The 26008-nt window shown below is 65.6% G+C and carries 25 protein-coding genes; 17 read left to right on the top strand and 8 right to left on the bottom strand.

Going from position 1 to position 26008, the window contains the following annotated elements; translation table 11 throughout:
• Positions 1-8: 8 nt before the first annotated feature.
• The gene (locus tag PXJ20_RS14415) at positions 9-812 is read left to right on the top strand and encodes a sensor histidine kinase (protein ID WP_421031331.1); all 804 of its coding nucleotides are present in this window, start codon (positions 9-11) and stop codon (positions 810-812) included.
• Positions 809-1465 (top strand): response regulator transcription factor, encoded by a 657-nt coding sequence (locus PXJ20_RS14410; protein WP_413214081.1) that lies wholly within the window; start codon positions 809-811, stop codon positions 1463-1465. The genes PXJ20_RS14415 and PXJ20_RS14410 overlap by 4 nt, the downstream gene beginning before the upstream one ends.
• A gap of 129 nt (positions 1466-1594) precedes the next feature.
• On the opposite strand, the gene PXJ20_RS14405 is transcribed toward PXJ20_RS14410, so the two are convergent.
• The 4 genes from PXJ20_RS14405 to PXJ20_RS14390 form a co-directional block, all read right to left on the bottom strand.
• On the bottom strand, positions 1595-2269 hold the full coding sequence (locus PXJ20_RS14405; RefSeq protein ID WP_126876021.1) for a response regulator transcription factor: 675 nt from the start codon (positions 2267-2269) through the stop codon (positions 1595-1597).
• Positions 2259-4082 carry a PAS domain S-box protein gene (locus tag PXJ20_RS14400; RefSeq protein WP_421031332.1) on the bottom strand — a complete coding sequence of 608 codons (1824 nt, stop codon included), beginning with the start codon at positions 4080-4082 and terminating at the stop codon, positions 2259-2261. The genes PXJ20_RS14405 and PXJ20_RS14400 overlap by 11 nt, the downstream gene beginning before the upstream one ends.
• A 48-nt stretch (positions 4083-4130) precedes the next feature.
• On the bottom strand, positions 4131-4511 hold the full coding sequence (locus PXJ20_RS14395; RefSeq protein ID WP_413214079.1) for a response regulator transcription factor: 381 nt from the start codon (positions 4509-4511) through the stop codon (positions 4131-4133).
• Positions 4512-4710: 199 nt separating this feature from the next.
• Entirely contained in the window at positions 4711-5532 is an 822-nt protein-coding gene (locus tag PXJ20_RS14390; RefSeq protein WP_421031333.1) for an alpha/beta fold hydrolase, read from the bottom strand.
• A gap of 357 nt (positions 5533-5889) precedes the next feature.
• Here PXJ20_RS14390 and PXJ20_RS14385 point away from each other — a divergent pair, with 357 nt between their 5' ends.
• From PXJ20_RS14385 to PXJ20_RS14360, 6 genes are all read left to right on the top strand, one after another.
• The gene (locus tag PXJ20_RS14385) at positions 5890-6804 is read left to right on the top strand and encodes a bestrophin family protein (protein ID WP_126876024.1); all 915 of its coding nucleotides are present in this window, start codon (positions 5890-5892) and stop codon (positions 6802-6804) included.
• A gap of 71 nt (positions 6805-6875) precedes the next feature.
• Entirely contained in the window at positions 6876-7391 is a 516-nt protein-coding gene (locus PXJ20_RS14380) for a Dps family protein (protein ID WP_421031334.1), read from the top strand.
• Positions 7392-7504: 113 nt separating this feature from the next.
• Positions 7505-7864, top strand: a complete 360-nt coding sequence (locus PXJ20_RS14375; RefSeq protein WP_421031335.1) for a hypothetical protein — start codon at positions 7505-7507, stop codon at positions 7862-7864.
• 153 nt (positions 7865-8017) lie between these two features.
• On the top strand, positions 8018-10366 hold the full coding sequence (locus PXJ20_RS14370; protein WP_421031336.1) for an FdhF/YdeP family oxidoreductase: 2349 nt from the start codon (positions 8018-8020) through the stop codon (positions 10364-10366).
• Complete coding sequence (locus PXJ20_RS14365) at positions 10356-11750, top strand: cytochrome ubiquinol oxidase subunit I (protein WP_421031337.1); 1395 nt, start codon at positions 10356-10358, stop codon at positions 11748-11750. Before PXJ20_RS14370 ends, PXJ20_RS14365 begins: the two co-directional genes overlap by 11 nt.
• A gap of 31 nt (positions 11751-11781) precedes the next feature.
• Positions 11782-12771, top strand: a complete 990-nt coding sequence (locus tag PXJ20_RS14360) for a cytochrome d ubiquinol oxidase subunit II (RefSeq protein ID WP_421031338.1) — start codon at positions 11782-11784, stop codon at positions 12769-12771.
• A 43-nt stretch (positions 12772-12814) separates the two neighbouring features.
• Here PXJ20_RS14360 and PXJ20_RS14355 read toward each other — a convergent pair whose 3' ends face one another.
• From PXJ20_RS14355 to PXJ20_RS14345, 3 genes are read right to left on the bottom strand one after another with little or no spacing between them, the layout of a single operon-like run.
• Positions 12815-13276 carry a DUF3331 domain-containing protein gene (locus PXJ20_RS14355; RefSeq protein ID WP_421031339.1) on the bottom strand — a complete coding sequence of 154 codons (462 nt, stop codon included), beginning with the start codon at positions 13274-13276 and terminating at the stop codon, positions 12815-12817.
• A 33-nt stretch (positions 13277-13309) separates the two neighbouring features.
• Positions 13310-13519, bottom strand: coding sequence for a hypothetical protein (locus PXJ20_RS14350; RefSeq protein WP_421031340.1), 210 nt, complete (start codon positions 13517-13519; stop codon positions 13310-13312).
• Complete coding sequence (locus PXJ20_RS14345) at positions 13506-14486, bottom strand: helix-turn-helix domain-containing protein (RefSeq protein ID WP_421031341.1); 981 nt, start codon at positions 14484-14486, stop codon at positions 13506-13508. The genes PXJ20_RS14350 and PXJ20_RS14345 overlap by 14 nt, the downstream gene beginning before the upstream one ends.
• A 623-nt stretch (positions 14487-15109) precedes the next feature.
• Here PXJ20_RS14345 and PXJ20_RS14340 point away from each other — a divergent pair.
• From PXJ20_RS14340 to PXJ20_RS14305, 8 genes are all read left to right on the top strand, one after another.
• The gene (locus tag PXJ20_RS14340; protein ID WP_421031342.1) at positions 15110-16762 is read left to right on the top strand and encodes a cbb3-type cytochrome c oxidase subunit I; all 1653 of its coding nucleotides are present in this window, start codon (positions 15110-15112) and stop codon (positions 16760-16762) included.
• Position 16763: 1 nt separating this feature from the next.
• Positions 16764-17363 (top strand): cbb3-type cytochrome c oxidase subunit II, encoded by a 600-nt coding sequence (locus PXJ20_RS14335; RefSeq protein WP_421031343.1) that lies wholly within the window; start codon positions 16764-16766, stop codon positions 17361-17363.
• Positions 17360-17953, top strand: a complete 594-nt coding sequence (locus PXJ20_RS14330; protein WP_421031344.1) for a c-type cytochrome — start codon at positions 17360-17362, stop codon at positions 17951-17953. Before PXJ20_RS14335 ends, PXJ20_RS14330 begins: the two co-directional genes overlap by 4 nt.
• Positions 17950-20241, top strand: coding sequence for a heavy metal translocating P-type ATPase (locus tag PXJ20_RS14325; protein ID WP_421031345.1), 2292 nt, complete (start codon positions 17950-17952; stop codon positions 20239-20241). The genes PXJ20_RS14330 and PXJ20_RS14325 overlap by 4 nt, the downstream gene beginning before the upstream one ends.
• Positions 20238-21482 carry a molybdopterin-dependent oxidoreductase gene (locus tag PXJ20_RS14320; protein ID WP_421031346.1) on the top strand — a complete coding sequence of 415 codons (1245 nt, stop codon included), beginning with the start codon at positions 20238-20240 and terminating at the stop codon, positions 21480-21482. The genes PXJ20_RS14325 and PXJ20_RS14320 overlap by 4 nt, the downstream gene beginning before the upstream one ends.
• A gap of 14 nt (positions 21483-21496) precedes the next feature.
• Entirely contained in the window at positions 21497-21931 is a 435-nt protein-coding gene (locus tag PXJ20_RS14315; protein ID WP_421031347.1) for a c-type cytochrome, read from the top strand.
• 311 nt (positions 21932-22242) lie between these two features.
• A complete protein-coding gene (locus PXJ20_RS14310; protein ID WP_421031348.1) occupies positions 22243-22590 on the top strand; it encodes a DUF4148 domain-containing protein in 348 nt (115 codons plus the stop codon).
• A gap of 92 nt (positions 22591-22682) precedes the next feature.
• A complete protein-coding gene (locus PXJ20_RS14305; protein WP_421031349.1) occupies positions 22683-23651 on the top strand; it encodes a LysR family transcriptional regulator in 969 nt (322 codons plus the stop codon).
• On the opposite strand, the gene PXJ20_RS14300 is transcribed toward PXJ20_RS14305, so the two are convergent.
• Positions 23632-24369, bottom strand: a complete 738-nt coding sequence (locus PXJ20_RS14300) for an SDR family oxidoreductase (RefSeq protein ID WP_277599205.1) — start codon at positions 24367-24369, stop codon at positions 23632-23634. The two genes, PXJ20_RS14305 and PXJ20_RS14300, sit on opposite strands and share 20 nt — an antisense overlap.
• 295 nt (positions 24370-24664) lie before the next feature.
• On the opposite strand from PXJ20_RS14300, the gene PXJ20_RS14295 reads away from it, so the two are divergent.
• Positions 24665-26002, top strand: coding sequence for a sensor histidine kinase (locus PXJ20_RS14295; protein WP_277599204.1), 1338 nt, complete (start codon positions 24665-24667; stop codon positions 26000-26002).
• The last annotated feature ends 6 nt before the right edge of the window (positions 26003-26008 follow it).

Genomic DNA, 26008 nt, shown 5'->3' with positions numbered 1-26008 from the left:
GTCCAGCCATGAAGTGCCTGCTCGCCATGCTCCCGGTGACGATTGCCGGTATCGTCAACCGCAGACGAAACAGCGGGTCGCCGTGCAAGGCGGCGCGCGTCACGACCTGTGGCGAGATGGCCGCCATGGTTGCGCACGAACTGGGGCAGCCGCTTGCTGCAATCGGCGCAGAAAGCGCCGCGGCGCTGAACTGGCTGGGCAGGGATTCGCCCGACATCGGCAACACGTTGTCGTGTCTGCAGCGTATTACGGCCGAATGCCAGCGCGCCGCCGAAATCATCCGGCACCTGCGCGCGCTGACCATGCGCACGCCGCCGCACGTCACGCCGCTCTTCATCAACGACGTCGTCGAAGACGTCGTCCCGCTCGTGCGGCGCGAACTCCTGAATCACGACGTTACGCTCAAGACAAAGCTCGATCCCGACTTGGGCCCGGCCCTGGGCGACCGTATCCAGCTTGCGCAGGTGATCGTGAATCTCGTGATGAACGGCATTCAGGCAATGGATCGGGCGGCCGGTCCCGCACGCGAGCTTGTCATCGAATCGCGCTGCGACCATCGCGGCCACGTCGTCGCCGTGCGCGATTCGGGATCAGGCATCCACGCCGAAAACGCGGAGAGGCTTTTCGAGCCGTTCTTTACAACGAAGCCCGACGGCCTGGGTCTGGGGTTGTCGATCTGCCGAACCATCATTCAATCGCTGGGGGGCGAAATTTCGATGAAGAACAATGACGGGCCTGGCGCCACCGTGGAATTCAGCGTGCCCGCGGCAAGCGCCATGCCTTGCGGATTCGACAGACGGAGCACGGCATGACGGGAACGCCAGGCGGCGCGAACGAGCCGACCGTCTTCGTGATAGACGACGACAGCGCGATGCGTCAGGCCGTCGAATCGCTGCTCGACTCGGTGGGTTTGAACGTGAGGCTGTTCGCCACGGCGCAAGCGTTCCTCGCGCTCGAGTTGCCCGACGCACCAGGCTGCGTCGTGCTCGACGTTCGGCTCAGGGGGCAAAGCGGACTGGCGGTGCAGCGGCAGATTGCGCACAGACTGCGCCTTCCCGTAATCCTGATGACGGCGCATGGCGACATTGCCATGTCGGTTGAGGCCATGAAGGCGGGAGCCATCGACTTCCTGACGAAACCGTTCCGGGCTCAGGACATGATCGATGCGGTCACCCGCGCGCTGGAGACCGACCGCAAGCGGCGCGCCGCCGAACGGTCCGCGGCCATCCTGCGCGCATGCTACGAACTGCTGACGCCGCGGGAGCGCACCATCATGACGATGGTGGCGAACGGCTTGCTGAACAGGCAGATCGCAGACGAATTGAATCTGAGCGAGATCACGGTGAAACTGCATCGCGGCCAGGCGATGAGGAAAATGAAGTCGCCGTCGCTCGCCGATTTCGTGCTGAAGGCCGACGCGCTGGGCCTCGTCGATCGCGAGAGGCGGCAGGCGGAGAATGGTTGAAGGCGTGGTTGAAGGCGTGGTTGAAGGCGTGGTTGAAGGCGTGGTTGAAGGCGCGGTTGAATGTGCGACTGAATACGCGCCAACGAGCGAGTCTCGCTGAAGGCAACCGCCATCATGCGACAAGCAGATTCAACTGCTCCGAACCTTCGCCGCCGCAGCGGCTTCCCCCGGCTGATTGATGCCCAGTGCCTCTGCCTTGCGTACGAAGTCGGCCAATGAACGCGATTCCATCTTCCTCATGGCCTGGCCCCGGTGAATCTTCACGGTGATTTCGCTCAGGTTCATTTCAGCTGCAATCTGCTTGTTCATCAGACCGCTCGCCACGAAGGCCATCACTTCGCGTTCGCGTGCCGACAACGTCGCGTAACGGCGACGAAGCTCTGCAAGCGACCGGTGCTCGCTTCTCCACTGCTCGTCCCGCGCAAGCGCAGCGGTCACGGCGTCCAGCATGTCCTGCTCGCGAAACGGCTTGGCGAGAAAATCCATTGCGCCCGCCTTCATCGCCTTCACCGACATCGCGATGTCGCCATACGCGGTCATGAAAATGACCGGCAGATGCAGGTCCGCAGCCGCGATCTGCTCCTGAACCGCGAGACCGCTCTGGCCTTTCAGGCGCACGTCGAGAATGAGGCAGCTCGGCACGTCCGGTTTGTCGAACGCGAGAAATTCCTGCGCCGACGCGAACGCCTCCACGCGCAATCCCACCGACCGAAGCAGCATGTCGACCGCCGTTCGCATCGACTCGTCGTCGTCGACGACATAGACGATGGATTGCCCGGCTGGATCTTCCGCGTCAGTGCTCATGACACATTTCCTCGTCGAGTGGCAACACGAACTGCATGACCGCACCCGGATGCTCGCGGAACTCGGCCCAGATACGGCCGCCATGGGCTTCCACGATGGACCGGCAAATCGAGAGTCCCATGCCCATGCCGTCCTCTTTCGTCGTGAAGAACGCGCTGAAGAGCCGATCGAAATCCGCCTCGCGAATTCCCGTGCCGGTGTCTTCCACGACCACTTGTGCGTGGCGATGGTCGAATGCACGCGTGCGGATCAGCAGGCGGCGCGCGCCGGGCTTGACGCCCGACATCGCCTGCACCGCGTTCAGCATGAGATTGACGACCACCTGCTGCAACTGCACGCGGTCGCCGCGTACGCGCTGGGGTGAGCCCGAATAGTCAGTTTCGACGTCGATCTTCTGGCTCTCCAGCTCGCGCCGAACGAGGTCGAGCGATTCTCTCACAACCATATTCAGATCGAGCACCGCCTCGTCCGGCGCGCGTTTGCGCGCCATACCGCGGATGCGGCGAATCACGTCGGTCGAGCGCTTCGCGTCGCGAATCATCTGCTCGATGGATTGCCGAGCTTCCGCCACATCGGGCTGCGGGCGGTCGAGCCAGCGCAACGCCGCGTCGCCCGCCGTCACGATGGCTGCAAGCGGCTGCGTCACTTCGTGCGCAATCGAGGCGGCCAGTTCGCCCAGCATCGTCACCCGCGTGGCATGCGCAAGCTCGGCCATCGAACGTTCGAGCGCGTCCTGCGCGACAACACGCTCGGTAATGTCCATCAGCGCGCCGACATATTCGGCTTCGGCCTGCTGAGCCACCAGATGCGCGACATAGTGGACGTGCTTCACACGGGCATCGGGCATCAGCAGACGAAACTGGATATCGACGTACGGCTCGCCCGTCATCACGCGGTGCTGCGCCTCGCCCACGGCAGCCGCGTCGTCGGGATGAACGCGCGCCACGATCTGGTCGATGCCGGGCGCCACGTCAACGGGGAGTTCGACAATCCGGTACGTTTCTTCCGACCACCACATGGCCCCGTCGGCGAGACGCGTGGCAATGCTGCCCGTGTGGCTGAGACGCTGCGCGTCCGAGAGAAAGGCCTCGCTGCGCCGCAGCGCGTGCTCCACCTGCTTGCGGTCCGTGATGTCGTTGTTGGTGGCCAGAATGGCGATGGGCTGGCCGCGCAGGTCGCGCCACAGCGCCCATCGGCTGGAGATCATCACGATCTCGCCGTCTTTGCGCACGCGCTGCACCTCGCCATGCCATGCCCCGGAGCGCAGTACTTCGCGGCGAATGTCTTCGAGCGAGCTGGTGGCGTGCGTTTGCGTCAGTTCGTGAATGGGCTGGCCGATGGCCTGCACGGCCGTCCAGCCGTAGAGTTTTTCCGCGCCCTGATTCCAGAACGTGATCCGGTCGTTCATGTCGTACACGACGATGGCATCGTGCGTGAGATCGAGCAGTTCGAGCCGTTCGCGCAGGATCGCCGTATTGGCCTGATCGCGCAGCGCGAGCATTGCCGTTATCACGATGGCGAGCACGCTGACCGCGCAGCGCGCCACCGCGCCGCCCGAATAGTGTTCGTCGTGCGACAGCGCAAACGCGATCAGCGTCAGCGCCACGCAGCCGTATGCAACGGCGGCGGTGGTCCGGCGCGATCCGGCGGAGGCCACCAGCAGCACGACGACTACATACAGCACAGCAATCGCGATATCGAGCGACGTGAACGCGTCGATCGCAAAAACGGTCAGCGCAACAGCGCCCGCAACGGCATACGGCAAGCCCGCGTTCTCCCGCCAGAGTCTGGTCGATCCTGGATTCAACGCCATCCGGCGGCATGCCGCCCCGAGAAAGAGAAAAACGGCGCGCCGGCGCGTTTAACGAGCCGCATTCGCGCCACCGGCCTTCACCGTTTCCAGATGACGCGAAACCTCGGCGGCATCGACAGGCTTGCTCAGCACGCACAGCGCGCCGATGTCGAGGGCTTGCCGGCGCACGAGGTCCGACGCGAAGGCCGAAATGAAAATGACAGGCAACCGGACGCCGCTGTCGAGAAGACGCCGATACATCTCCAGCCCCGAAATGCCGGGCATCTGCACGTCGGAGATGATGCAGGTCACGCCGTCCACCTCGTCGCTCGCGAGGAACTGCTCGGCGGATGCGTAGAGCCTCGCGCCCCAGCCGAGCGAGCGCACGAGGCTCGATGTCGCGACGCGCACCGACTCGTCGTCGTCGATAATCGAAACGATCAGATTCATGTGCAAACGACGGGTCCTCGGCCGAAATGACGCTGTGAGCGGGCGGGATTGCCCCGGGCGGGACTGCCCGCTACGTCGAACGGATCTTAATGAAAACGCCCGGCCGCGAAAATCATATGTAGGTATAGGAGCGGTTGCATCGCGGAAAAAGTCGTCGCCGGCCGGTTCGCGAATGCAAGCGCCTTTGCTCTGCCGCCCGTCAAGCCTCGATGAACGTGAGCAGGTCGGCGTTCACCTGGTCGGCGTGCGTCGTGCACATACCGTGCGGCGCGCCCGGATAGACCTTCAGACGGCCATCGGGAACGATCTCGACCGAAAGCCGGCCGGAATCGTCGATCGGAACGATCTGGTCGTCGTCGCCCTGCAAAACGAGCGTGGCTACGTTCATCTTCTTCAGGTCGTCGGTGAAGTCGGTTTCCGAGAATGCCTTGATGCAGTCGTACGCGCCCTTGATCGAGCATTGCATGCCCGCGTACCAGAACGCATCCACCGTGCCCTGCGACGGGCTCGCGCCTGCCCGGTTGAAGCCGTAGAACGGCGTGGCCAGGTCTTTGAAGAATTGCGAGCGGTTTTGCATGACGTTCTTGCGAATGTCGTCGAAGACGGATAGCGGCAAGCCGCCGGGATTGGCGGGCGTCTTCAGCATGAGCGGCGGAACGGCTGCGATCAGCACCGCCTTCGCGACGCGGCCCGTGCCGTGCCGGCCGATGTAGCGGGCCACCTCGCCGCCGCCCGTGGAGTGCCCGACCAGCACCGCGTCCTTCAGATCGAGGCAGTCGATCAATTCGGCCAGGTCGTCGGCGTAACGGTTCATCTCGTTGCCCGCCCACGGCTGGCCGGAGCGCCCGTGGCCGCGGCGGTCGTGCGCGATCACCCGATAACCGCGTGCGGCGAGATACATCATCTGCGCATCCCACGCGTCGGCGTTCAGCGGCCAGCCGTGCGAGAACACGACGGGGCGCCCGCTGCCCCAGTCTTTGTAGAAGAGTTCCGTGCCGTCCTTCAATACAAGCGTTGCCATCGTTCATGCTCCCGGTCGATGCCGCTTTTGCAGCGCTGCACGAGGCAGGCCGCAAACGGCGATTCGCGCGACGCCCGTCCCGCTCGTGTCTTGCAGGCAGCCTGGTCGCGCACCGGCATCAGTATCGAAGCGCACAGGCGCAAACCTTTTCAATCCGAACCGGCGTTTTCTGTTCTGCACGGTCACAGCGCCCAGTCTTCGCTGCTTCGTGGCACCTGCCGCCGGCCGCCGTGCGAATTGTCTGCACGGCGGGCGAATTCGAAAGCCGCGCGGCGCGTGAGCCGTCAAGATCGGCTCACGATTTTGCCGCTCGGCCCTTGCTGCTCATCTCTTACCGCGACGTCGGCGCCCCACGAAATGATCGTCAGAAACCATGAAAACTGGCTTCGCATGCTTTTCGTCTGGAAGGGCTCAGTCCTTCGCACGATCATTCCGCAGCTCGCCCTGCTGCTGCTCGTCGCGTTGTTCGCGCTCTTCAGCAACGGCACGATCTTTGGCGAAAAAATCCTGCCCGACACCACGCCGTTTACGCTGATCGGGCTGACGCTTGCGATCTTTCTCGCGTTTCGCAACAACGCAAGCTACCAGTGCTACGTGGAGGCGCGGGCGCTGTGGGGCCAGGCACTCGTCGCATCGCGTGCATTCGCGTCGCACCTGCTGTGCTTCGCGCCCGCCGTCTCCCACGAAGACAGGATCGAACTCGTGAAGCGCATCATCGCGTTCTCGCATGCGCTGAAGTCGCAGTTGCGCCCCGTGCCCGTCGAGGGCGGGCAACGCGCGGACTCGCTGCCGGTGGCTACCACCGCCACGACGAAGGCCTACCCCGCCGCGGAGATACTCCACGAGATGCGCGGTCGCATTGCCGCGCTCGCGACGACCAACGACGTGCGCGACACGTCGCTATACGTCTGGAACCAGCACATCGACGAGCTGCACGCCGTGGCGGGCGGATGCGAACGCATCGCGTCGACGCCCATGCCGTTTCCGTACGCCGTGCTTGTTCATCGCACGGTCTACACGTACTGCCTGCTGCTGCCATTCGGGCTCGTCAATTCCGTCGGCATCTTTACGCCGCTCATGTCGGTGTTTCTTTCGTACACGCTGCTCGCGCTGGAAGCCATCGCGGCGGAGATGTCCCAGCCGTTCGGCACGACGCAGAACAGCCTTGCGCTCGACTCGATCGTCCGGCACATCGAGCGAACACTGCTCGAAATGTGCGGCGCGCCCCTGCCGCCTCCCCTTCCCACCCGCGACGGCTATGAGCTGACCTGACCGCCGCCGCGCCCTGCATGGCGGGCACCCCGCGCGCCCCGTCATCCATATTCATCGAAAGGAGTCTCACCATGTCAGACGCCACACATGCCACGCACGCCACTCACGCGGCCGACACGCGATTGCCCGCCGGCTTCGACGAGTGCGCCATCGGCGAAATCTCCGATGCACTGAACCCGCTGCTCGCCGACGTGTTCGCGCTCTATCTGAAAACGAAGAACTTTCACTGGCACATGCTGGGTTCGCATTTTCGCGACTACCACCTGATGCTCGACGAGCAAGGCGCACAGATCTTCGCCATTGCCGACGACATCGCCGAGCGCGTGCGCAAGATTGGCGGCACGACGCTGCGTTCGATCGGCGACGTGGCGCGACGTCAGCGCATCGCCGACAACGACGCGACCCACCTGAGCCCCGAAGCAATGCTTAGCGAGCTGCGCCACGACAACCTCCAGCTTGCCGCCTTCATGCTGGCCGCACATGAAGTGTGCGAACGCCACCGGGATGTCGCGACGGCGAGCCTGATCGAGAACTGGATCGACGAGGCGCAGCGGCGCGCCTGGTTTCTCGCCGAAGCAAGCCGCTAACGCAAGCAGCCAACTTTCGAACGCTCGTCCCACGCCGGCATGCACCGGCGGCTTCGGCGGCCCTGCGGCGCCGGCAGACGGGTTGGCGATTCGTGTCGCACGGAGTGTTACCCATGAAGCCGATCGTCGTGAGATCCGTGAAGCCGTTTCGCCTGATCGCGCTGGCAGCGGTGACTGCTGGTGTGACCCATGTCGTCGGGTTGCCCGCGTTCGTCGACGCGGTCATGTCCGTCGGCGCCGACATGCAGTTGCCGCTGGAACGCATGGCAAGCGACGCCCCGGACGCACTGGAAACGCTGAACGCACCGCAAGCCGCACATGCTGCGCGTCGTCAGGGAACGCCCGCGTCCGCGGCGAATGCGACGCGATTGACCGACTCGAAGAACGCGCTGCACCCGCGCGCGGCGCCTCGCCCGTTCGGTCTCGCTCCGGGCTACCGGCAGTCGATTGCCGACTCGAAACACTGGACCTGAGCGACGCCATGGCTGCGCGCAACGCCTCGCACAGCGGTAGCGGCAACAGCAACGCTAAACCCAGCGTGCGAATTCAAAACGCGCACGGCGATGCCTCAATCCCATCCGGCGCCGATCAGCGAGGATCGAGTCGAACGGAACAAGGAATCTGACATGGCCCGCAAGAAAGTCGTACGGATCTACAGCGAACCCGCCGGCGGATGGGGCGCGCTCAAGGCGACGGGCGAGGCGCTCGCGGTGCAGGGCATCGCCGTGTCCGGTGCAAAGACGCTGCTGCACATGAACCAGCCTGAAGGATTCGACTGCCCCGGCTGCGCGTGGCCCGACCCCAAACACACGTCGTCGTTCGAGTTTTGCGAGAACGGCGCCAAGGCCGTGGCCTGGGAGGCCACGGCGAAGCGTTGCACGCCGGCGTTTTTCGCCGCGCACAGCGTGGCGGAACTCGAAACCTGGGACGACTACGATCTCGAAATGGCCGGGCGCCTCACGCACCCGATGGTCTACGACAGCGCCTCGGACCGCTACGTGCCCATCGAGTGGGACGCCGCGTTCGCGCTGATCGGCAAGCACCTGAATGCGCTCGACCACCCCGATCAGGCCGACTTCTACACCTCCGGGCGCGCCTCCAACGAAGCCGCATTCCTTTATCAGCTCTTCGTGCGCGAGTTCGGCACGAACAATTTTCCCGACTGCTCGAACATGTGCCACGAGGCGACGAGCGTGGGACTTCCGCAATCCATCGGCGTCGGCAAAGGCACGGTGCTGCTCGAAGACTTCGCACACGCCGACGCCATCTTCATCTTCGGGCAAAACCCCGGCACGAACAGCCCGCGCATGATGAGCGATCTGCATGCGGCGTCGCGCCGGGGCGCGAAGATCGTCTCGTTCAATCCGTTTCGCGAGCGCGCGCTCGAACGCTTCGCCGCACCGCAAGACCCGCTCGAAATGGCGACGCTCGGCTCCACGCCGATCAGCACGTTCCTGTATCAGGTGCGGGTGGGCGGCGACGTCGCCGTGCTCAAGGGCATGATGAAGGCGATCGTGGAAGCGGACGATGCCGCACTCGCCGCAGGCGCGCCACGCATTCTCGACACCACGTTCATCGCCGGCCATACGGCCGGCATCGACGCGTTGCTCGCAGACCTGCGCGCCACGCCGTGGGACGCGATAGAACGCTGCGCCGGGCTCTCGCAAGCGGACATCACGAACGCCGCGCAGGTCTACATGAATGCGCAGAACGTGATTCTGGTCTACGGCATGGGACTCACGCAGCATCGGCGCGGTACGGAGAACGTCCAGCAGATCGCGAACCTCGCGCTGTTGCGCGGCAATATCGGCCGCCCCGGCGCGGGCATCTGTCCCGTTCGCGGACATTCGAACGTGCAGGGCAACCGCACCGTCGGGATCACCGAGAAACCCACGCCCGCGCTGATCGACGGCATCGAACGCGCCTTCGGCTTTCGTGCGCCCGCCGCGCACGGCCACGATGTGCTGGCCTCCATCGACTCGATGATGCGCGGCTATGCGCGCGTGTTCGTCGCGCTCGGCGGTAACTTCGCGGCGGCCGTGCCGGATTGGGTCCGCGTGCAGGGCGCGATGCGCAGGCTCGACCTCACCGTGCATGTGGCAACCAAGTTGAACCGCAGCCATCTCGTGCACGGCAGGCAAGCGCTCATCCTGCCGTGCCTGGGCCGCACCGAAATCGACATTCAGGCCGAAGGACCGCAGTCCATCACCGTGGAAGATTCGATGTCGATGGTCCACGCGTCCGCGGGGCGTAACGCGCCTGCCTCGGACCACCTTCGCAGCGAATCGGCCATCGTCGCGGGCATGGCGCGCGCGGCGATGGGCCACGCGTCGCGCGTGCCCTGGGAGCAACTGGTTGCGAACTACGATCGCATTCGCGACGCCATCGAAACCGTGTTTCCGATCTTCCAGGCCTACAACGAACGCATTCGCGTGCCGGGCGGCTTCCATCTGGCTTCCACGGCGCGCGAACGCGTGTGGGCCACGCCGAGCGGCCGCGCGAATTTTCTCGTGTTCAGCGGTCTGGACGAAGACCTGCATCATGACGACCCCGACGCGCTGCGCCTCACGACCATGCGCAGCCACGACCAGTACAACACGACGCTCTACTCGCACTCGGACCGCTATCGCGGCGTGTTCGGGCAGCGCGACGTCGTGTTCATGAATCCGCGCGAATTGAGCCGGCGCAATCTGCATCCGGGCGAACGGGTGGACATCGTCGCGCTCTCGATCGACGGCATCGAACGCATCGTGCGCGGCTTCAAGGTGATCGAATACTCGCTGCCCGACGGCTGCTGCGGCGCCTACTACCCTGAAGCGAACCCGCTCGTGCCGCTGGATGCGTTCGATCCGCAGAGCCGCACGCCCTCGTACAAGTCGGTGCCGGTCAAGGTGATTCGCGCCGCCGCCGTGGGGCCGGACTCCGCAGCATTCGCCGTGGCGCTCGACGCCGGGGAGCACGGTCATGCTCAGTGACGTCGTCGGCCTCTCGCGCGCACAGTTCGCGCTGACCGCGATCTTCCACATTCTGTGGCCCATCCTCACCATCAGCCTTTCGGCGTTCCTGCTGCTCGTGGAAGCACTGTGGGTTCGAACCGGCGACGCGCTCTACTATCGCCATGCCCGCTTCTGGAGCCGGCTGCTCGTGCTCAATTTCGCGGTCGGCGTGGTGAGCGGCATTCCGATGGAGTTCCAGTTCGGCACGAACTGGGCCGGCTTTGCGCAGTTCAGCGGGTCGTTCTTCGGCAACATCCTGGGCTTCGAAGGCGCGATGGCGTTCATGCTCGAAGCGGGATTCGTCGGCGTGATGATGCTCGGCTGGGGCCGCGTGTCGCCCCGGGTCCATCTCTTCGCCACGTCGATGGTCGCGCTGGGCTCCTCTATCTCCGCGTTCTGGATCATGGTGGCCAACTCCTGGATGCAAACGCCTGCCGGCGTGAAGGTGGTGGACGGCAAGCTGGTGGTGACCGACTACCTCGCCGCCATCTTCAATCCGGACATGGCGTGGGGCGTCTCGCACATGTGGGTTGCCGCGATGGAAACCGGCATGGTCGTGATCGCCGGCATCTCTGCCTGGCAGTTGCTTCGCCGCCGGCATCCCGCGTTTTTTGCGCGTTCGTTCAAGCTGGCTCTCGCTGTGCTCGTCGTCGTGGCGCCGCTCCAGATCTGGCTGGGCGATTCGAGCGGCGTCAGCGTATTCGCGACGCAGCCGGCGAAAGGCGCCGCCATCGAAGGCCATTGGACTACCAACGCGCCCGGCACCGGCGCGCCGTGGTCGCTGGTGGCCTGGCCCGATCAGCAGCAACAGCGCAACGACTGGTCGATTGAAATACCGGGGCTGCTCAGCCTCATCGGCACGCACTCGTTGCACGGCCAGGTGAAAGGTCTCGCCGACTTCCCGCGCGCCGACCAGCCGCCGATGATTCCGCTCATCTATTACGCCTTCCGCGCGATGGCCGGCATCGGCTTCGTGCTGGCGTTGCTCGCGGTGTGGACGATGTACGCCCTGTACCACGCGCGAGGCGACCTGGCCCGGCTGCTCGCGAGGCGCAGGCTGTTGATGGCGTGGGTGCTCTGCATTCCGCTGCCCTACGTCGCAGTGGAAGCCGGCTGGATCGTGCGCGAGGTGGGCCGGCAACCGTGGGTGATCTACGGGCTGTTGCGCACGAGCGAGGCCGCATCCGCCGTGCCGCCGGGCTCCGTGGCGGGAAGCCTCGCGATGTTCGCCGCGTTCTACGTGACGCTGCTCGTCACGTTCTTCGCGCTTGCGCGCCGCTGGTTGAAGACCGGCCCCGACCTGACCTGCGCATTGCCTCGCGCCCGCGCCATCCGCGAGCGGGCCACGATCGCCGACTATTGACTCCTTGCACGCCCACCCGGGCGAATTGCCCATGAACACCTCCGCTCATTTCATCCTGGCCTTCACGTGGTTCGCGCTGATTGGCCTGATGCTCGTTTTCTACGTCGTGACCGATGGTTTCGATCTCGGCGTCGGCATGCTCACCTTGCTCAAAAGCAGCCGCGACGACCGCGACGTGATGGTCGAGACGATCGGCCACGTGTGGGATGCGAACGAGACCTGGCTCGTCGTGGTGGGAGGCGCGCTGTTCGGCGCCTTTCCGGCCGCCTACGCGCTGCTGATGCAGAGCCTCTACGTGCCCGTGATGACGATGATCGCCGGGCTCATCATGCGCGGCGCGGCCATCGAGTTTCGCCACGGCGGCCGGCATGGGCCGGCGTGGGATGCGGTGTTCGGCCTGGGCAGTCTCGTGGCCGCGATTTCGCAGGGCATCGTGCTGGGCAGGATCGTCACCGGCCTTGTGCCGGGCGCGTTCGGCATGGCGTTTTCCATCGTGGCGGCAATCGGCGTGGTGACCGGTTATGCGTTGCTCGGCGCAACTTATCTCGCGAAGAAAACGGTTGGTTCGCTCGAACAGTGGGCGCGGCGCATCGCGCTGTTGAGCGCCGTGCTGACCGTTGCGGCCGCCGCTGCACTGACTGCGGCCACCTGGGCCGGCAGCGCGGTGGGACGCGAGCGGTGGCTCGCGCCCGGCGTCTTCCCGCTGCTTGCGGTGCTGGCCGCGTGCGCGGCGCTTTCGTTCGCGTGGCTCGTCGGGTCGCTTTATCTTGGTAGCCCGCGCGGGCCGTTTCGCGCTGCCATCACGCTCTTCGTGGTCTCTTTCACCGGTCTCGCGGTGAGCGTCTATCCCGACTTCGTGCCCGGCAAGCTCGGCATTCTTCAGGCCGCATCCGACACGGCCACGCTCGTGTTCATGCTGATCGGCATCGGCTTCGTCTTCCCGGTGATGATCGGCTACAACCTTTACCAGTATTCGGTCTTTCGCGGCGAGGTCGTGGGGACGGCGCGAGCGGGCGAGTGACCCGCTCCGGGCTCCGGGCGCTGAGCACCGGACGCCCGGCCGGTCAATCCGCTTCCACCTCGCAGAGCACCGAAGCCAGAATCATCGCGCCGTCGTTGAGCGGCCTGGGGCGGCTGCGCCGCGGCTGGTAGACGAGGTCGCCGCGCCGGATTGCCCGGCCGCTCATGACGCAGATGCCGCTTCTGCGCGCGTGCGAGACATGCCAGAGCTGGTCGCCATACGAGCAGTGAGTCGAATCGCGCCAGGCGATGGTCACGGTGGTCGACGTTGGGCGCTCGATCACGCTCAACGAGACCGAGCGGCGCACGGCGCCGGCAGACTGCGCACTCGCGGCCAACGCTGTTGCGGACCCGGCTGCAAGCCGGGTCGCGGAATTCACCTTGCGCGCAGGCGAGGTGTCGCGTGCGCGCGCCGCGGGCCGCGCATCGCCGCCGCAGAGTTGGGAAAGCAGACCCAGCGTCTGCGTCCAGGGATCCACCGGTATCACGCTTGCAGGGAAGTCCATTGCCGTCCTCGTTGTGTCGATAGATTGAATCGCTCAGGCACGCTGGGCGGCCGGCGTGTCGTCGCTCGCCGTGCGTCCCATCCGGCTGGCGTCGTCTACACGGAAACCGCAGCACGGCATCCGCACGCTCAGAAGCGGTTCGGCCGAAAGCCATCCATGCTTCGCCGGCGAAGCGCTGCCGGCCATGCGAAAAAAGGCCTCGCTGATCGCGAGGAACGTGGGGATCTGCTCATCGATCGACATGTGCCTTCATCCTCCAGCAGTAAGGGGTCTCGCCGACAAAGCGTTTGAACACCGTCGTGAAGTGAGCCTGCGAGCGAAAGCCGCAGCTAAGCGCAACGTCCAGCACGCCGTGGCGCGTTTCGAGCAACAACTGCTGCGCGTGCTCGATGCGTCGCCGCATCAGGTATTCGTGCGGACGCAGTCCGGTCGCGCGGCGGAACTGCGCCGCGAAATGCATGCGCGTGAGCCCCGCGCTCTGCGCCATGTCGGCCAGGCCAATCGAATCGGCAAGGTGCGCGTCGATGTATTCGACCGTGCGCCGCATGCGCCACGGCGGCAGCGCCGCGGCGCCCCGCGCGTCGCGCCCGTCGACCGCGAAGTGCCGCGCGACGACGCGCGACACGATCGCAAGGCTCACGCTGTCGGCGAATACCTTGCCGAGCGTGGCATCCTGCGTGTGCGACACGGCAAGCGCCTGGCCCAGCCGTTCGAGTGCGGGGTCGCGTACGAGACGCGGATCGTCGATGACGATATCGCCCGCACAGGGACGGCCGAACAGGTCTTCGTAGCATTCCGCGAACACTGGTTGCGACGCGAAGAGATGCAGCACGTCGCTCGGCGCATCGAACACTGCGCGGCACGCCACGCCGGGTGCCGTGATCTGCGCGGCGCCTGCCGTCACGCGCCCTTGCACGAGCGTGCGGCCGGCATGCGAGAACGTCAGCGTGGTGCACTTCAGGTTGATGCCGATGCAGTGCCAGCGCGCGCTGCCGTCGTTGACCACTTCGAGCGATTGCGCCGCGTTGCGCGTCCAGCGGGAGAGCGCGATGTCGGCGTCGGCATCACAGGCAGTTGCGCCCGGATCGCGCCACGCGCGCTCGGCACTGATCGGACTGGACACCGGCCGCGAGGCGGCGAACGCCACGGCATGGGAGGCCGAGACGGCCGGGGCGGCGGATTCGGAAAGTTTCGGTGACGAGAGAATCATGACTGGCTACCTGGGATCGTGAACCATTGCGCGCGGGCACGGCGGCGCGGTGAACACAAGGTATCGAAACCCGCTGCGCCGAACCAGCCGTACAAAAGGGTTGCCCGAAGCCATGAAAGGGTGGCTCAGACCCGCCGATGGTTTGATCGCGTCATATGAAGGTTTAGTCGCGCGCAGCCATCGCGCACGCTGCGGCGGCGAACAGATGAGACGTTCTATACGTCCGTATAGGTGGGCCCGCAACGTGACGAACGGCGCGGCGGCGGCCGCCGTGCAAATCGCAAAGGCAACGGTTCGAAGTGAAAGCGCACGGGCAGAGACAAGGTGCATGCTGGCGACGTAGGACAGGCGTGCCTTTCGCGTGAAGCGTGTCGTGCGATATGGCGTGCCGCCACACCGTTGACGACCATGCGATACCAAAAAGGTATGCCAGCGATGACGAATTTGAATATTACAAGCGCGATAGCGCTACCTATACTCGCTCTCGCCGTAGCGCCCTGTTTCAGACCGTAGCCGCATCCGTTCGCCCCTCTCCCGACGCACACCATCGAGCCCTTGCCGCTCGAGGGGGACGCTTTACGCGCTCACGCCGCGCATTCATCTCAACGAGGAGCTTTGTCGCAATGAACTTTACGATTGGCACGCTGCTCGCGCTGTCGTTTCTGATTTCCGTGCTTGGACTCTTTCTGTTCCTCTGGGCACAAATGAACGGCTTGATGCGAGCCGGGCCCGATGCCGCCGAGGTGATCTTCGCCGAAGGCGAAGTGGGACAGACCGAAGACCCGGCTCTTTCTGCATCGCATCGCGAAGCCCTTCAGCAGGCCGCAGTGCACGGCGCGCCGGCCGGCCTCGGCCATTCGCCCGCACTGAGCCGCGAACTTGAGGAACGCGCGCAGCAGGACGCATCGAGCCGGGGGCCGGCCTTCGTCTTTCTGTGCTCCTCGGTGTTCTGGCTGTTGCTGGGTTCCGTGGCGGGCCTGATCGCTTCGCAGAAGCTCACCTCGCCGGACTTTCTCACGCAGTCCGCCTGGCTCACGTTCGGCCGCGTGCGCACCGCGCATCTGAACATGGTGGTGTACGGGTGGGCCTCCATGGCAGGCATCGGCATCTCCCTCTGGATGCTGCCGCGCCTGCTCAAGACACAACTCGCGGGCGAACGTTTCGCGATTGCCGGCGCCTGGCTCTGGAATGCCGGCCTCGCCGCGGGCATCGCCGCCATTCTCTCGGGGTGGACCGACGGCCTGCAATGGCTCGAAATTCCCTGGCAGATCGGCATCCTGCTCGCCGTGGGCGGCGCGCTCGTGGCGGTGCCGCTCCTCATGACCATCGCACGGCGCACCACGCACCACCTCTACGTTTCCGTGTGGTATCTCGCCGCCGCGCTGCTGTGGTTTCCCATTCTCTACATCGTCGCGAAGGTGCCGGGCGTGCACTTCGGCGTGGAGCAGGCCATCGTCAACTGGTGGTTCGCGCACAACGTGCTTGGCCTGTGGCTCACGCCGATCGGACTTGCCGCCGCCTACTACTTCATCGCGAAGGTGCTCGGGCGGCCCATCTATTCGTACGCGCTCTCGCTCGTCGGCTTCTGGGCGCTCGCAATGTTCTACAGCCAGGCCGGCATTCATCACCTGCTGGGCGGCCCGGTGCCGCAATGGCTGCAAAGCGTTTCCGTCGTGCAGAGCGTGATGATGATTGTCCCCGTGCTGGCCGTCGGCGTGAACCATCACATGACGGTGGCGGGCCACTTCGGCGCGCTGAAGCATTCGCCCACGCTGCGCTTCGTCGTGCTGGGCGCCGCGCTGTACACGCTCGTGTCGTTGCAGGGGTCGCTGGAGGCCTTGCCGTTCTTCAACCGGCTCGTGCACTTCACGCAGTACAAGGTGGCACACGCGCACCTCGGTCTCTACGGGTTCTTCTCGATGATCATGTTCGGCTCGATCTACTTCGCGATGCCGCGCGTGCTCGAACGCGAATGGCCTTACCCGAAACTCATCTGGCTGCACTTCTGGCTCGCGGCCATCGGCTTTGCCATCTACTTCGTTTCGCTCACGATCGGCGGCGTGCTGCAAGGCATCGCGCTGCTCGATCCCGCGCGTCCGTTCATGGCATCCGTGGAAGTTCTCACGCCGTATCTGGAGGCTCGCACGCTGGGCGGCGCGCTCATGACGGCCGGCCACTTCGTGTTCGCGTATCACTTCTTCGCGCTCGTCTTCGGCCGGCAGAGCGCGCGTTCCGACGCGGCGCCGGCTCGCCACGCGATCTCGATGGGAGCCTGACATGAACCGCGTCCTCACTGTCGTAATCGGTTCGCTCATCATGCTGGCCATGGCGACGCTCGTGCTCGTCGCGCTTCCGTACCGGCAACTGCGCGACGAAGCGCCGCCCGAGCCGCTCAAGCCCTACACCCTCGCGCAACTGCGCGGGCGCGCCACCTACGTGAACATGGGCTGCGTCTACTGCCATTCGCAGCAGCCGCGCGCCTCGTCGCTCGGGCCGGACGAACTGCGCGGATGGGGACGCCCCTCCGTGCCCGCAGACTATGTCTATGACTATCCGCACCTGCTCGGCGTATCGCGCACGGGGCCCGATCTCTTCAACATCGGCGCCCGCCAGCCGAGCGATGCATGGCACCTCGCGCACCTCTATCAACCGCGCGCCGTGACGCCGGGCAGCGTGATGCCGGCCTATCCGTTCCTGTTCAAGGTGGTGGATCACACGAAGCCGGGTGACGTCGTCGTGCAACTGCCGCCGAAATTCGCGCCGACCAACGGCAGGCAGGTCGTGGCGTCGCAGGACGCACTCGATCTCGTCGCCTATCTCACGGCCCTCAATCACACCTATCCGGCTCCGGCCGATCCGTCGGGAGCAATGAAATGAGCGAGCAAGACAACGCCAATGCCGTCCGCGCGCGCGAGCATGCGGAACCGGTCGAGCGCAGCAACCCGGTGCCCTGGCTGCTCGGCCTCGTGGCCGCCGCGCTGGCGGTCTGGGGCGTGAGCTACTTCCTGCTGAATCCCGCGCTCGGTTCGAGTTCGACCGCAGAGCCCAGTGCCACGCCAGGCGCCGCAGGCACCGTTGCCGCGGCTCAAGGCGCGCCCAACGGCGCCCTGATCTTCGCGAGCCGCTGCGCCTCGTGTCACCAGGCCACGGGCGCGGGTCTGCCGGGCGTCTTTCCACCGCTTGCGGGCTCGGAGTGGGTGAACGGCGACCCGAAGGTCGTGGCCCGCATCCTGCTGCTCGGCGTCACGGGCAAGATCATGGTGGCGGGCAGCACCTTCAACGGATCGATGCCGGCTTTCGGCACCACGCTGAGCAACGAGGAGATTGCGGCCGTCGCCTCGCATGTGCGCTCGAGCTTCGGCAACCACTCGCCGGCGTTGAGCGCGGACGTCGTGAAAGCCGAGCGGACGGCCATAGGCAACCGCACGACCCCGTGGGCCGGCGAAGACGAGCTGAAGCGGCCATGAGTGAGCCCGCCGCCATGGCACCCGTTGCACGCGACGCGTCGGCTGCGCCCGACAGCGCGACGCTCGACGTGCGCGGCATGTGGTGCACGAGCTGTGCGAACGCGCTCGAACGCGTGCTGCAACGCCAGCCCGGCACGCTCGACGCACGGGTGAGCTTCGCCTCCGAATCCGCGACGCTCGAATGGGACCCGCGCCGCACCTCGCTCGGCCATTTGCTCGCCGCCGCGGCGAAGCTCGGCTACGAATGCGTGCCCGAAAGCGAGACGCCGGACCGGCGTGCGCATACGGCCGCGCTGCTCGATGACCTCACCGTCCGCCTCGTCATCGCCGCTTTTTGCTCGATGTGGGTGATGACGGCGCAAACCACGCTTTACTTCACCACGGCTGCCACGGTGCCCGAGCGCATTCGCTACGGGCTCGCCGTACTCGCCGGCGTCGCCACACTGCCCGTCGTTGGCTATTGCGCGCAGCCGTTTTTCAAGGCTGCGTGGCGAACCTTGCGGGCGCGCGTGCCCGGCATGGACTGCCTCGTCGCAATGGGGACGAGCGCGTCGTTCCTGCTGTCCGTCTGGCGCGTGGCGCGCGGCGAACCGGTGGTCTATTTCGATTCGGCGGCCATGATCGTCACCTTCCTGCTGGCTGGCCGCTGGCTCGAACTGCGCGTGCGCAGCCGCATGTCCGACGCCGTTCGCACCCTGCTCGATCTGCCTGCGCAAACCGCACGCGTGCTGGCGGCCGACGGCGCACAAACCGTGGTGCTCGCGAAGCGCGTCGCGCGCGGCAGCGTCATTCGCGTGCTGCCGGGCGAGCGTCTGCCGCTCGACGGCATCGTCACGGGCGGCCAGTCTTCGCTCGATCGTTCGCTGCTCACGGGCGAAAGCGAACTCGTCGGCGTGGGGCGCGGCAGCTTCGTGGAGGCAGGCGCCCTCAACGCCGACGGCGAACTGCTGGTGTGCGTGAAATACGGATGGGGCGAGCGGCGCGTGGATGCGATCGCGAAAAGCGTACGCGCGATGCTCGCCCGCAAGACGGCCTCGCAAGCCATCGCCGAGCGCTTCACGCGCCGCCTCGTTCCGGCCATCGCCATGGTCGCGTTGCTGGTGTTCCTCGCCGGCGGTCTGCTGGGCATGGGGTGGGCAGACGCGCTCGCGCGTGCCGTCGCGGTGCTCGTCATCACCTGCCCGTGCGCGCTCGGCATGGCCGTGCCGCTCGCGCTGAGCGCGGGCGTGGGACGCGCGGCGCGCGAAGGCATTCTGTTTCGCGACGTCGAGGCCATCGAGAAGGCCGGCAAACTCTCCACGTTCTTCCTCGACAAAACCGGCACGCTGACCGAGGGCAAGCCCCGGCTCGTCCGTGCGCTTGCCGCGCGCGACGTTGGCGAAGCGGATCTCATCGAAGAAGCGGCACGCGCCGAACGCGGCAGCGAGCATCCGATCGCAGCCGCCATTCGCGCGCTCGTCGCGCCTGACAGGCTCGCCTGCGCAGTGGACGCCCCGCCGGGCACCTCGCGCGCGGTGCCCGGCGCCGGCGTGATCTGGCAAGGCGCCGACGGCGAGCGCATTCTGGCCGGCTCCGCGGCGTTCCTGCGTAACCACGACGTGCCGGTACCCGATATCGACGATGCGAACACCGCCGTCCATGTTGCCCGCGACGGCCACTGGCGCGGCATGCTCGGCTTCGCCGACCGCCCGCGCGAGGGCGCCCGACACGCCGTCGATTCGCTGCGCGCACACGGCGCAACGGTGGCCATGCTGACGGGCGACCGGCCCAACGTTGCGCACGCCATCGCGCAGGCCGTGGGCATGGGCGACGCGCCCCTCTTCGCGGCGCAGACACCCGAGCAGAAAGCAGCACACATCGTGGCCGAGCAAGGTACGCGACAGGGCGCGGTCGCCTTCGTCGGCGACGGGCTCAACGACGCGCCGGCGCTGGCCGCCGCCGACGTCGGCATCGCCGTGGGTAGCGCTTCGCCTGCTTCGATGGCCGCGGCGTCGATCGTGCTGGTCGACGCGGGCGTGGAAAAACTCGGCCTTGCCTTGCGGCTCGCGCGCCGTACCGCGCGCGCCATGCATCAGAACCTCGCGGCCGCGGTGGTCTACAACGCGCTCGCAATTCCGGCCGCCGTCTTCGGTTTCGTTTCACCCGCCACAGCAGCCGCGCTGATGGTGGCAAGTTCAGTGTCGGTCACCCTGAACGCCGCCCGCCTCGCGGCCCGCACCGACGTACCGTCGCCTGTATCGCCTCCTACACGCGCTTTGCCCATCGAACAGATCTGGAGCCCCTCATGAGCCAACACGATCACGATCCCTTCTCGCCGCACCGGCGCCGACTGCTGAGCGGCCTTGGCGCGCTCGGTGCCGCGGCGTTCATGACGCCCATGCTCGCGCGCGGCGCGCAAAGCGGCACCATCGAGTTGCCGTTCGAAAACGGCAGCCGTCCGCTCACCTCGGACCTGCCGCAGAAATCCGGCGTGATCCTGCAGCGCACGCGCCCGCCGCTGCTCGAAACACCGTTCGACGTTTTCGACCAGGGCGTCTTCACGCCGAACGACCGCTTCTACGTGCGCTGGCATCTCGCCAACATCCCCACCTCCATCGATCCGGCCACCTACCGCGTCGCCGTTCATGGTGCCGTCAAGCGAACCTTGAATCTTTCGCTCGACGACCTGATGCGCAGGTTCCCGCGCTACGAAATCGCGGCGGTCAATCAATGCTCGGGCAATTCGCGCGGCTTCTTCAGCCCGCGCGTGCCGGGCGGCCAGTGGGGCAACGGTGCGATGGGCAATGCGCTATGGAAAGGCGTGCGGCTCAAGGACGTGCTGGATCACGCGGGCGTGCGCGGCAACGCGGTCGCCGTGCGCTTCAACGGCCTCGATTCGGGCGTGATTCCGCAAACGCCGAAGTTCCTCAAGTCGCTCGACATCGACCACGCGCGGGACGGCGAAGTCATGCTCGCCTATGCGATGAACGGCGAGCCGTTGCCGCTGCTCAACGGCTATCCGCTGCGGCTCGTGGTGCCCGGCTGGTACGCCACGTACTGGGTGAAGATGGTGACCGACATCGACGTGCTCGACACGCCCGACGACAACTTCTGGACGGCCAAGGCGTACAAGGTTCCGGCCAATCACTTCGCCAACGTGCGCCCCGGCGAGACCGACGTGCCGCAGATTCCCATCAACCGCATGCTGCCGCGCTCGTTCTTCACCAACCTCAAGACGGGCGACAAGGTGGGCACAGGGCAATCGGCGCTCGTGCGCGGCATTGCGTTCGGCGGCATCAATGCGCTGGCGCGCGTGCAGTTGTCCGTGGATGGCGGGCACAGCTGGGCCGATACGCAGCTGGGACACGACTACGGCAAGTACAGCTTCCGCCAGTGGCAGACCAACGTACGCTTCACGCAGCGCGGCCCGCAGACGCTGATGGTGCGCGCCATCGACTCGACGGGGCAGGCTCAGCCCGCCACCCCGAACTGGAACGGCGGCGGCTTCATGCGCAACGTGATCGAATCGATTCAGCTCGACGTGGCCTGACAAGGAACAAGAACATGAACGCAAGACTGAAGCGTATGGCGGTGATGCTCGCGGTACCTGTCACGCTCGGCGCGCTGCTCGGCGTGGCGGGCCGGCACTACCTTCCTGAATCCATCGCAGCGCAGGCGGCGCGCCAGGACGCTATCGCGCCGCCGGTGCACCTGAGCGCCCTCAACGTGACGTTGCCGCCCGGACAATCGACGTTTCCGCCGGGCCCTGGAGTGGACATCGCAAACTCGAACTGCGTGATGTGCCATTCCACGGGCATGGTGCTGCGGCAACCGCCGCTCACCACGAGCGAATGGAAGGTGGAAATCAACAAGATGCGCAGTGCCTTCGGCGCGCCCATTACGCCGGACCAGATCGACGCGCTGGCGCATTACCTCAACACCGTCAATGGCCGCAAGCCGCAGGCGGGGCCTTCGGGCGTCGACAATCAGGCGAGCTGAACGCCATAACGGCGTGTCATGGCGAGCATCGAAACAATGCATTTTTCGCAGGCGCGTTGCTCCACTAACCTTCATTCATCGACTCGCAACCCATAGCCGCACCGGCGAAAACCGGCTCAGTCGAACGGCACAACATCTGCCGCACCACGCAGGGAATAAGTTGGACCCGCAGGTGTAAACAGAAGTGACACGCCGCAAACGTGGGCATGAAAGCGCCGCCCACGCTTCGGCGAGCCGTGCGGTATTGGTCAACAGCGATCGGTCAACAGCGAAACGTGTTTCGCGCTCAAACCAACTGAAGGAGTCTCATCATGAAAACGCTTGCCTGCCTCGCCCTCGTTATCGGCACCCTTGCTACGCCCGCGCTGAGCTTCGCTCAAAGCACGACGCCCATCACGCGTGCGCAAGTGCGCGCCGACCTGATCCGCGTCGAGCAAGCCGGCTATAACCCGGCGACCGCGAACGACCCGCAGTACCCCGCCGACATTCAGGCTGCCGAAGCAAAGGTCGCCGCCGAGCAGCAGCAGGCAGCCGGCGACGTGGGCGGCACGCCGATGAACGGCACCGCCGCAAGCGGCATGCCCCACCACGCGGCCACGCACGCATCCGCCTCCTGCGTCGGCCCCGTGAGCTTCTGCAATCTCTACTTCGGTAGCTGAGCGCTTATGCTGCACACTGTTCGCACTGCCCAGCCAGCCCGTCCAATGGCCGGCCGCGCTGGGCAAGCACAGTCCCTTGTCTTTGAGCCCCTATGAACTTCACTCATCTGCTCGCCTTTTACGAAGTGGCTCGTGCGGGCAGCATCAGCGCCGGTGCGGAGCGACTGCATGTGAGCCAGCCGGCCGTGACGCGCGAGATTCGGGAGCTGGAAGATCGACTCGGCATGATGCTCTTCGATCGCCTGCCGCGCGGTGTCGCCCTGACCGAAGGCGGCAAGCTGCTCTACGAGTACGCGAGCCGCATCTTCACGCTGGCGGACGCTGCCGAAAAGGAACTGGCCGAACTCGCCGGCCTCGGCTCGGGGCACATGAAGATCGGCGCAAGCGGCACGCTTGGCGTGTACTTCGTTCCCGACGCGATCGCACAGTTCAACGCGCGCCACCCTCAGGTTGCCATCGACCTGACGGTCACGAACACCGAACGCGTGGAAGCCGGACTGCGGGATCTGACGTTCACGATCGGCTTCATCGAGGGGCCTTTCGACGACTCCATTCTTCACGCGCGGCGCATCGGCTCCGACGAGATCGCCGTAATCGCGGCGCCGGGGCATCCCTGCGCGGGCACGAAGCTGCACGCGCGGGAACTCGTGGATCAGGCCGTCATCATGCGCGAGCCCGGCTCGGGCACACGCGCCATCATCGAAGAAGCGTATCGCCGCGCGGGGCTCGACATCGAGCCGCTGATGTCGGTGAGCGACACGGAAGCAATCAAGCGGATGCTGCTTTCCCAGCACGCGCTCGCCTATATCTCGACGCTCAGCGTGACGGAGGAATTGCGGCGCGGCGAGCTGACCATCATCGAAGTGGAAGACCTGCACATCGTGCGGCCGCTGCACATGGTATGGGCGAAGGGACGGTCGCTGTCGCCCAGCAGCCAGGCGCTGTTCGATCTCGTGGCAAGCGGCACGCTCAATGCAACGGCTGCGGAAGCAGACGCAGCCGGCGCTTCCGAAGCCGTTGGCTCCGAAAGCGCCCGTAGTGTCAGGCAAAACCGCCGTTGACGTACACGATCTGGCCGTTCACCCATTCGCCGTCGTCGCCCACCAGAAATGCCACGGTTCCCGCAATGTCGTTCGGCTCGCCAAGCCGCTCGAGCGGCGCGAGATGCGCGAGGTGCTCGATCTGTTCCTCGGTCTTGCCCTTCAGGAAGAGTTCGGTCGCCACGGGGCCGGGCGCGATGGCGTTCACGGTAATGTGCCTGCCGCGCAGTTCGTTGGCGAGCACACGCACCATTCCGTCGACGCCCGCCTTCGAGGCGATATAGGCGCCATAGCCCGGAAACGACTTGGCGATGACACTGCTGGAAAACGCGACGATGCGCCCGCCTTCGCCCAGATGCGAGAGTGCATGAGCCATGATCAGATAGCTGCCTCTCAGGTTCACGCGAATGGTGCGGTCGAACACGTCGAGTCCTTCCGGCACGATCGGCGAGAGCGGCATGATGCCGGCGCAATGGACGACGGCATCGAGGCGGCCGAACGTGTCCATCGTGCGGCGGTAGAGGGCATCGACGTCCGCGGCTTCGCTCACGTCGCCTTTGACGGCGACGGCCTCGCCGCCGCGCCCGAGGATTTCCGTGACGAGCGCATCGGCTCCGGCGGGATTGCCCGCATAGTGGCCGACCACAGCGAATCCGTCCGCTGCCAGACGCAAAGCCACGGCCTTGCCAATGCCGCCCGAGGCGCCCGTGACGAGGGCGACTTTCGACGCTTTCGACATTTCTGCTCCTTTCAGTGTGGTGAGGCACCGGCCTGCCCGGTGCGTGTCCCAATATGCGCGCCGCACCGACACGATGTTTTTCGATTTGCACGCTCTGCAAGCAGACAAACGCAGACACTGCGAAAATCGGCGTCACGAACGAATGCGATGTGCCCGCAAAGGCGCTGCAAAAAGCATTTCAAGACTGTTTTCGCAGCATTTTGGTTTTGTATAATCGCCGCAACTTTCTTGTCGCGACTTCCCGCCGCCGCAGTTCAGGGAAAGTTGTCCACACGCCCGTATCGGGACCTGCCGCATGAATCAGCCAAATGCCGAGGCGATAGCCGCGCCGACACAGAAACCGTTGAATGCGTCCGCGCACGTTGCGAACGAGGCGCTTGTCGAAACAGACGGGCTGTTCCGCGATGCGCCCATTCCGATTCTGATCGAGGACTGGTCAGGTATCAAAGCGTGGGTCGACTCGCTCAGAACGAGTGGCGTAGACGATCTCGAGTCCTACATCGATCGGCACCCCGAGGTGATCGACAGGCTGCGTGAACTGCACACGTTCGTCGATGCCAACGACGCGACGCTCGCGCTCTTCGATGCGGCGTCGAAGGAAGTTTTTTTCGAATGGTCGCGCGAGTTGCTGCCGGCGAACCGGTTCAGCAACTCGCAGGTGCTGCGCGCGATGTTCGAAGGCGACGCATCGTGCCAGGGCGAGCGTGTTCTCACCACGCTCACCGGCCGAAGAGTGCCTATCGTCTGGCGCTGTTCGCTGCCGAAGGACATCGCTCAATATACGCACCTGCATTTCTACGCGTTCGACGTCACCGAGCACAAGGAAAACGCCGACCGGCTGCAGACGCTGCGCGCGCAGATGGCGCGCAACGCGCGCGTCTCGATGGTCGGGCAGCTCGTGGCATCCATCACGCACGAGATCGGCCAGCCGCTCGGCGCGGTCCGCACGGGGCTCGACGCCGCGGTGCGCTGGCTGGATCGGCCCGAACCCAACGTGGCCGAAGCACTCGCCGCGTTCCGCCATGCGTCGCAGTGGACCGACGACATCGCGGGCATTTGCCGGCGTTTGCGCGGCTTTCTTGCGGGCGCGCCAGTGGAGGCGGTCGAACTCGACTGCGCCGAGATCGTGGATTCCGCGATGCTGCTGATCGCATCGGAAGCGAACGCAAACGCGATCACGCTGGCAAAGGAGATCGAGCCCGCAGTAACCGCCTACGCGGACCGCATCCAGCTGCAGCAGGTGCTGACCAATCTCCTGATCAACGGCATCCACGCGATTGCCGCCGCGAGCGCCGCCGGCCGCGAGCCGCTGCTGACCGTGCGGGCACGCCGCTATAACGACTCGCAGACGCTTTTCGAAGTGGTGGATACGGGTAACGGCATCCAGGCCTTGCAGCCCGACGCGATCTTTCAACCGCTTTCCAGCACCAAGAGCGACGGCATGGGCATGGGCCTGCCCATCTCGAAGTCGATTGTCGAAGCGCATGGCGGCGCAATATGGGTGGCGGACACGGGCGACGCCGGCACGCGGTTCTGCTTCACGCTGCCCCGTTCGGCTCGCGCGCACGGCACCGGCAGACCCGTCGCGCACGCCACGCGTGCGGCCGTGCCCGGCAACGACGGTTCGCGCTGAAGCAGC

Origin of the sequence: Paraburkholderia sp. A1RI_3L (assembly GCF_048957895.1) — a bacterium.
Taxonomy (GTDB): domain Bacteria; phylum Pseudomonadota; class Gammaproteobacteria; order Burkholderiales; family Burkholderiaceae; genus Paraburkholderia; species Paraburkholderia kururiensis.
The sequence above is the reverse complement of the archived record's forward strand: the minus strand, read 5'-3'. Positions and strand labels throughout refer to the sequence as shown.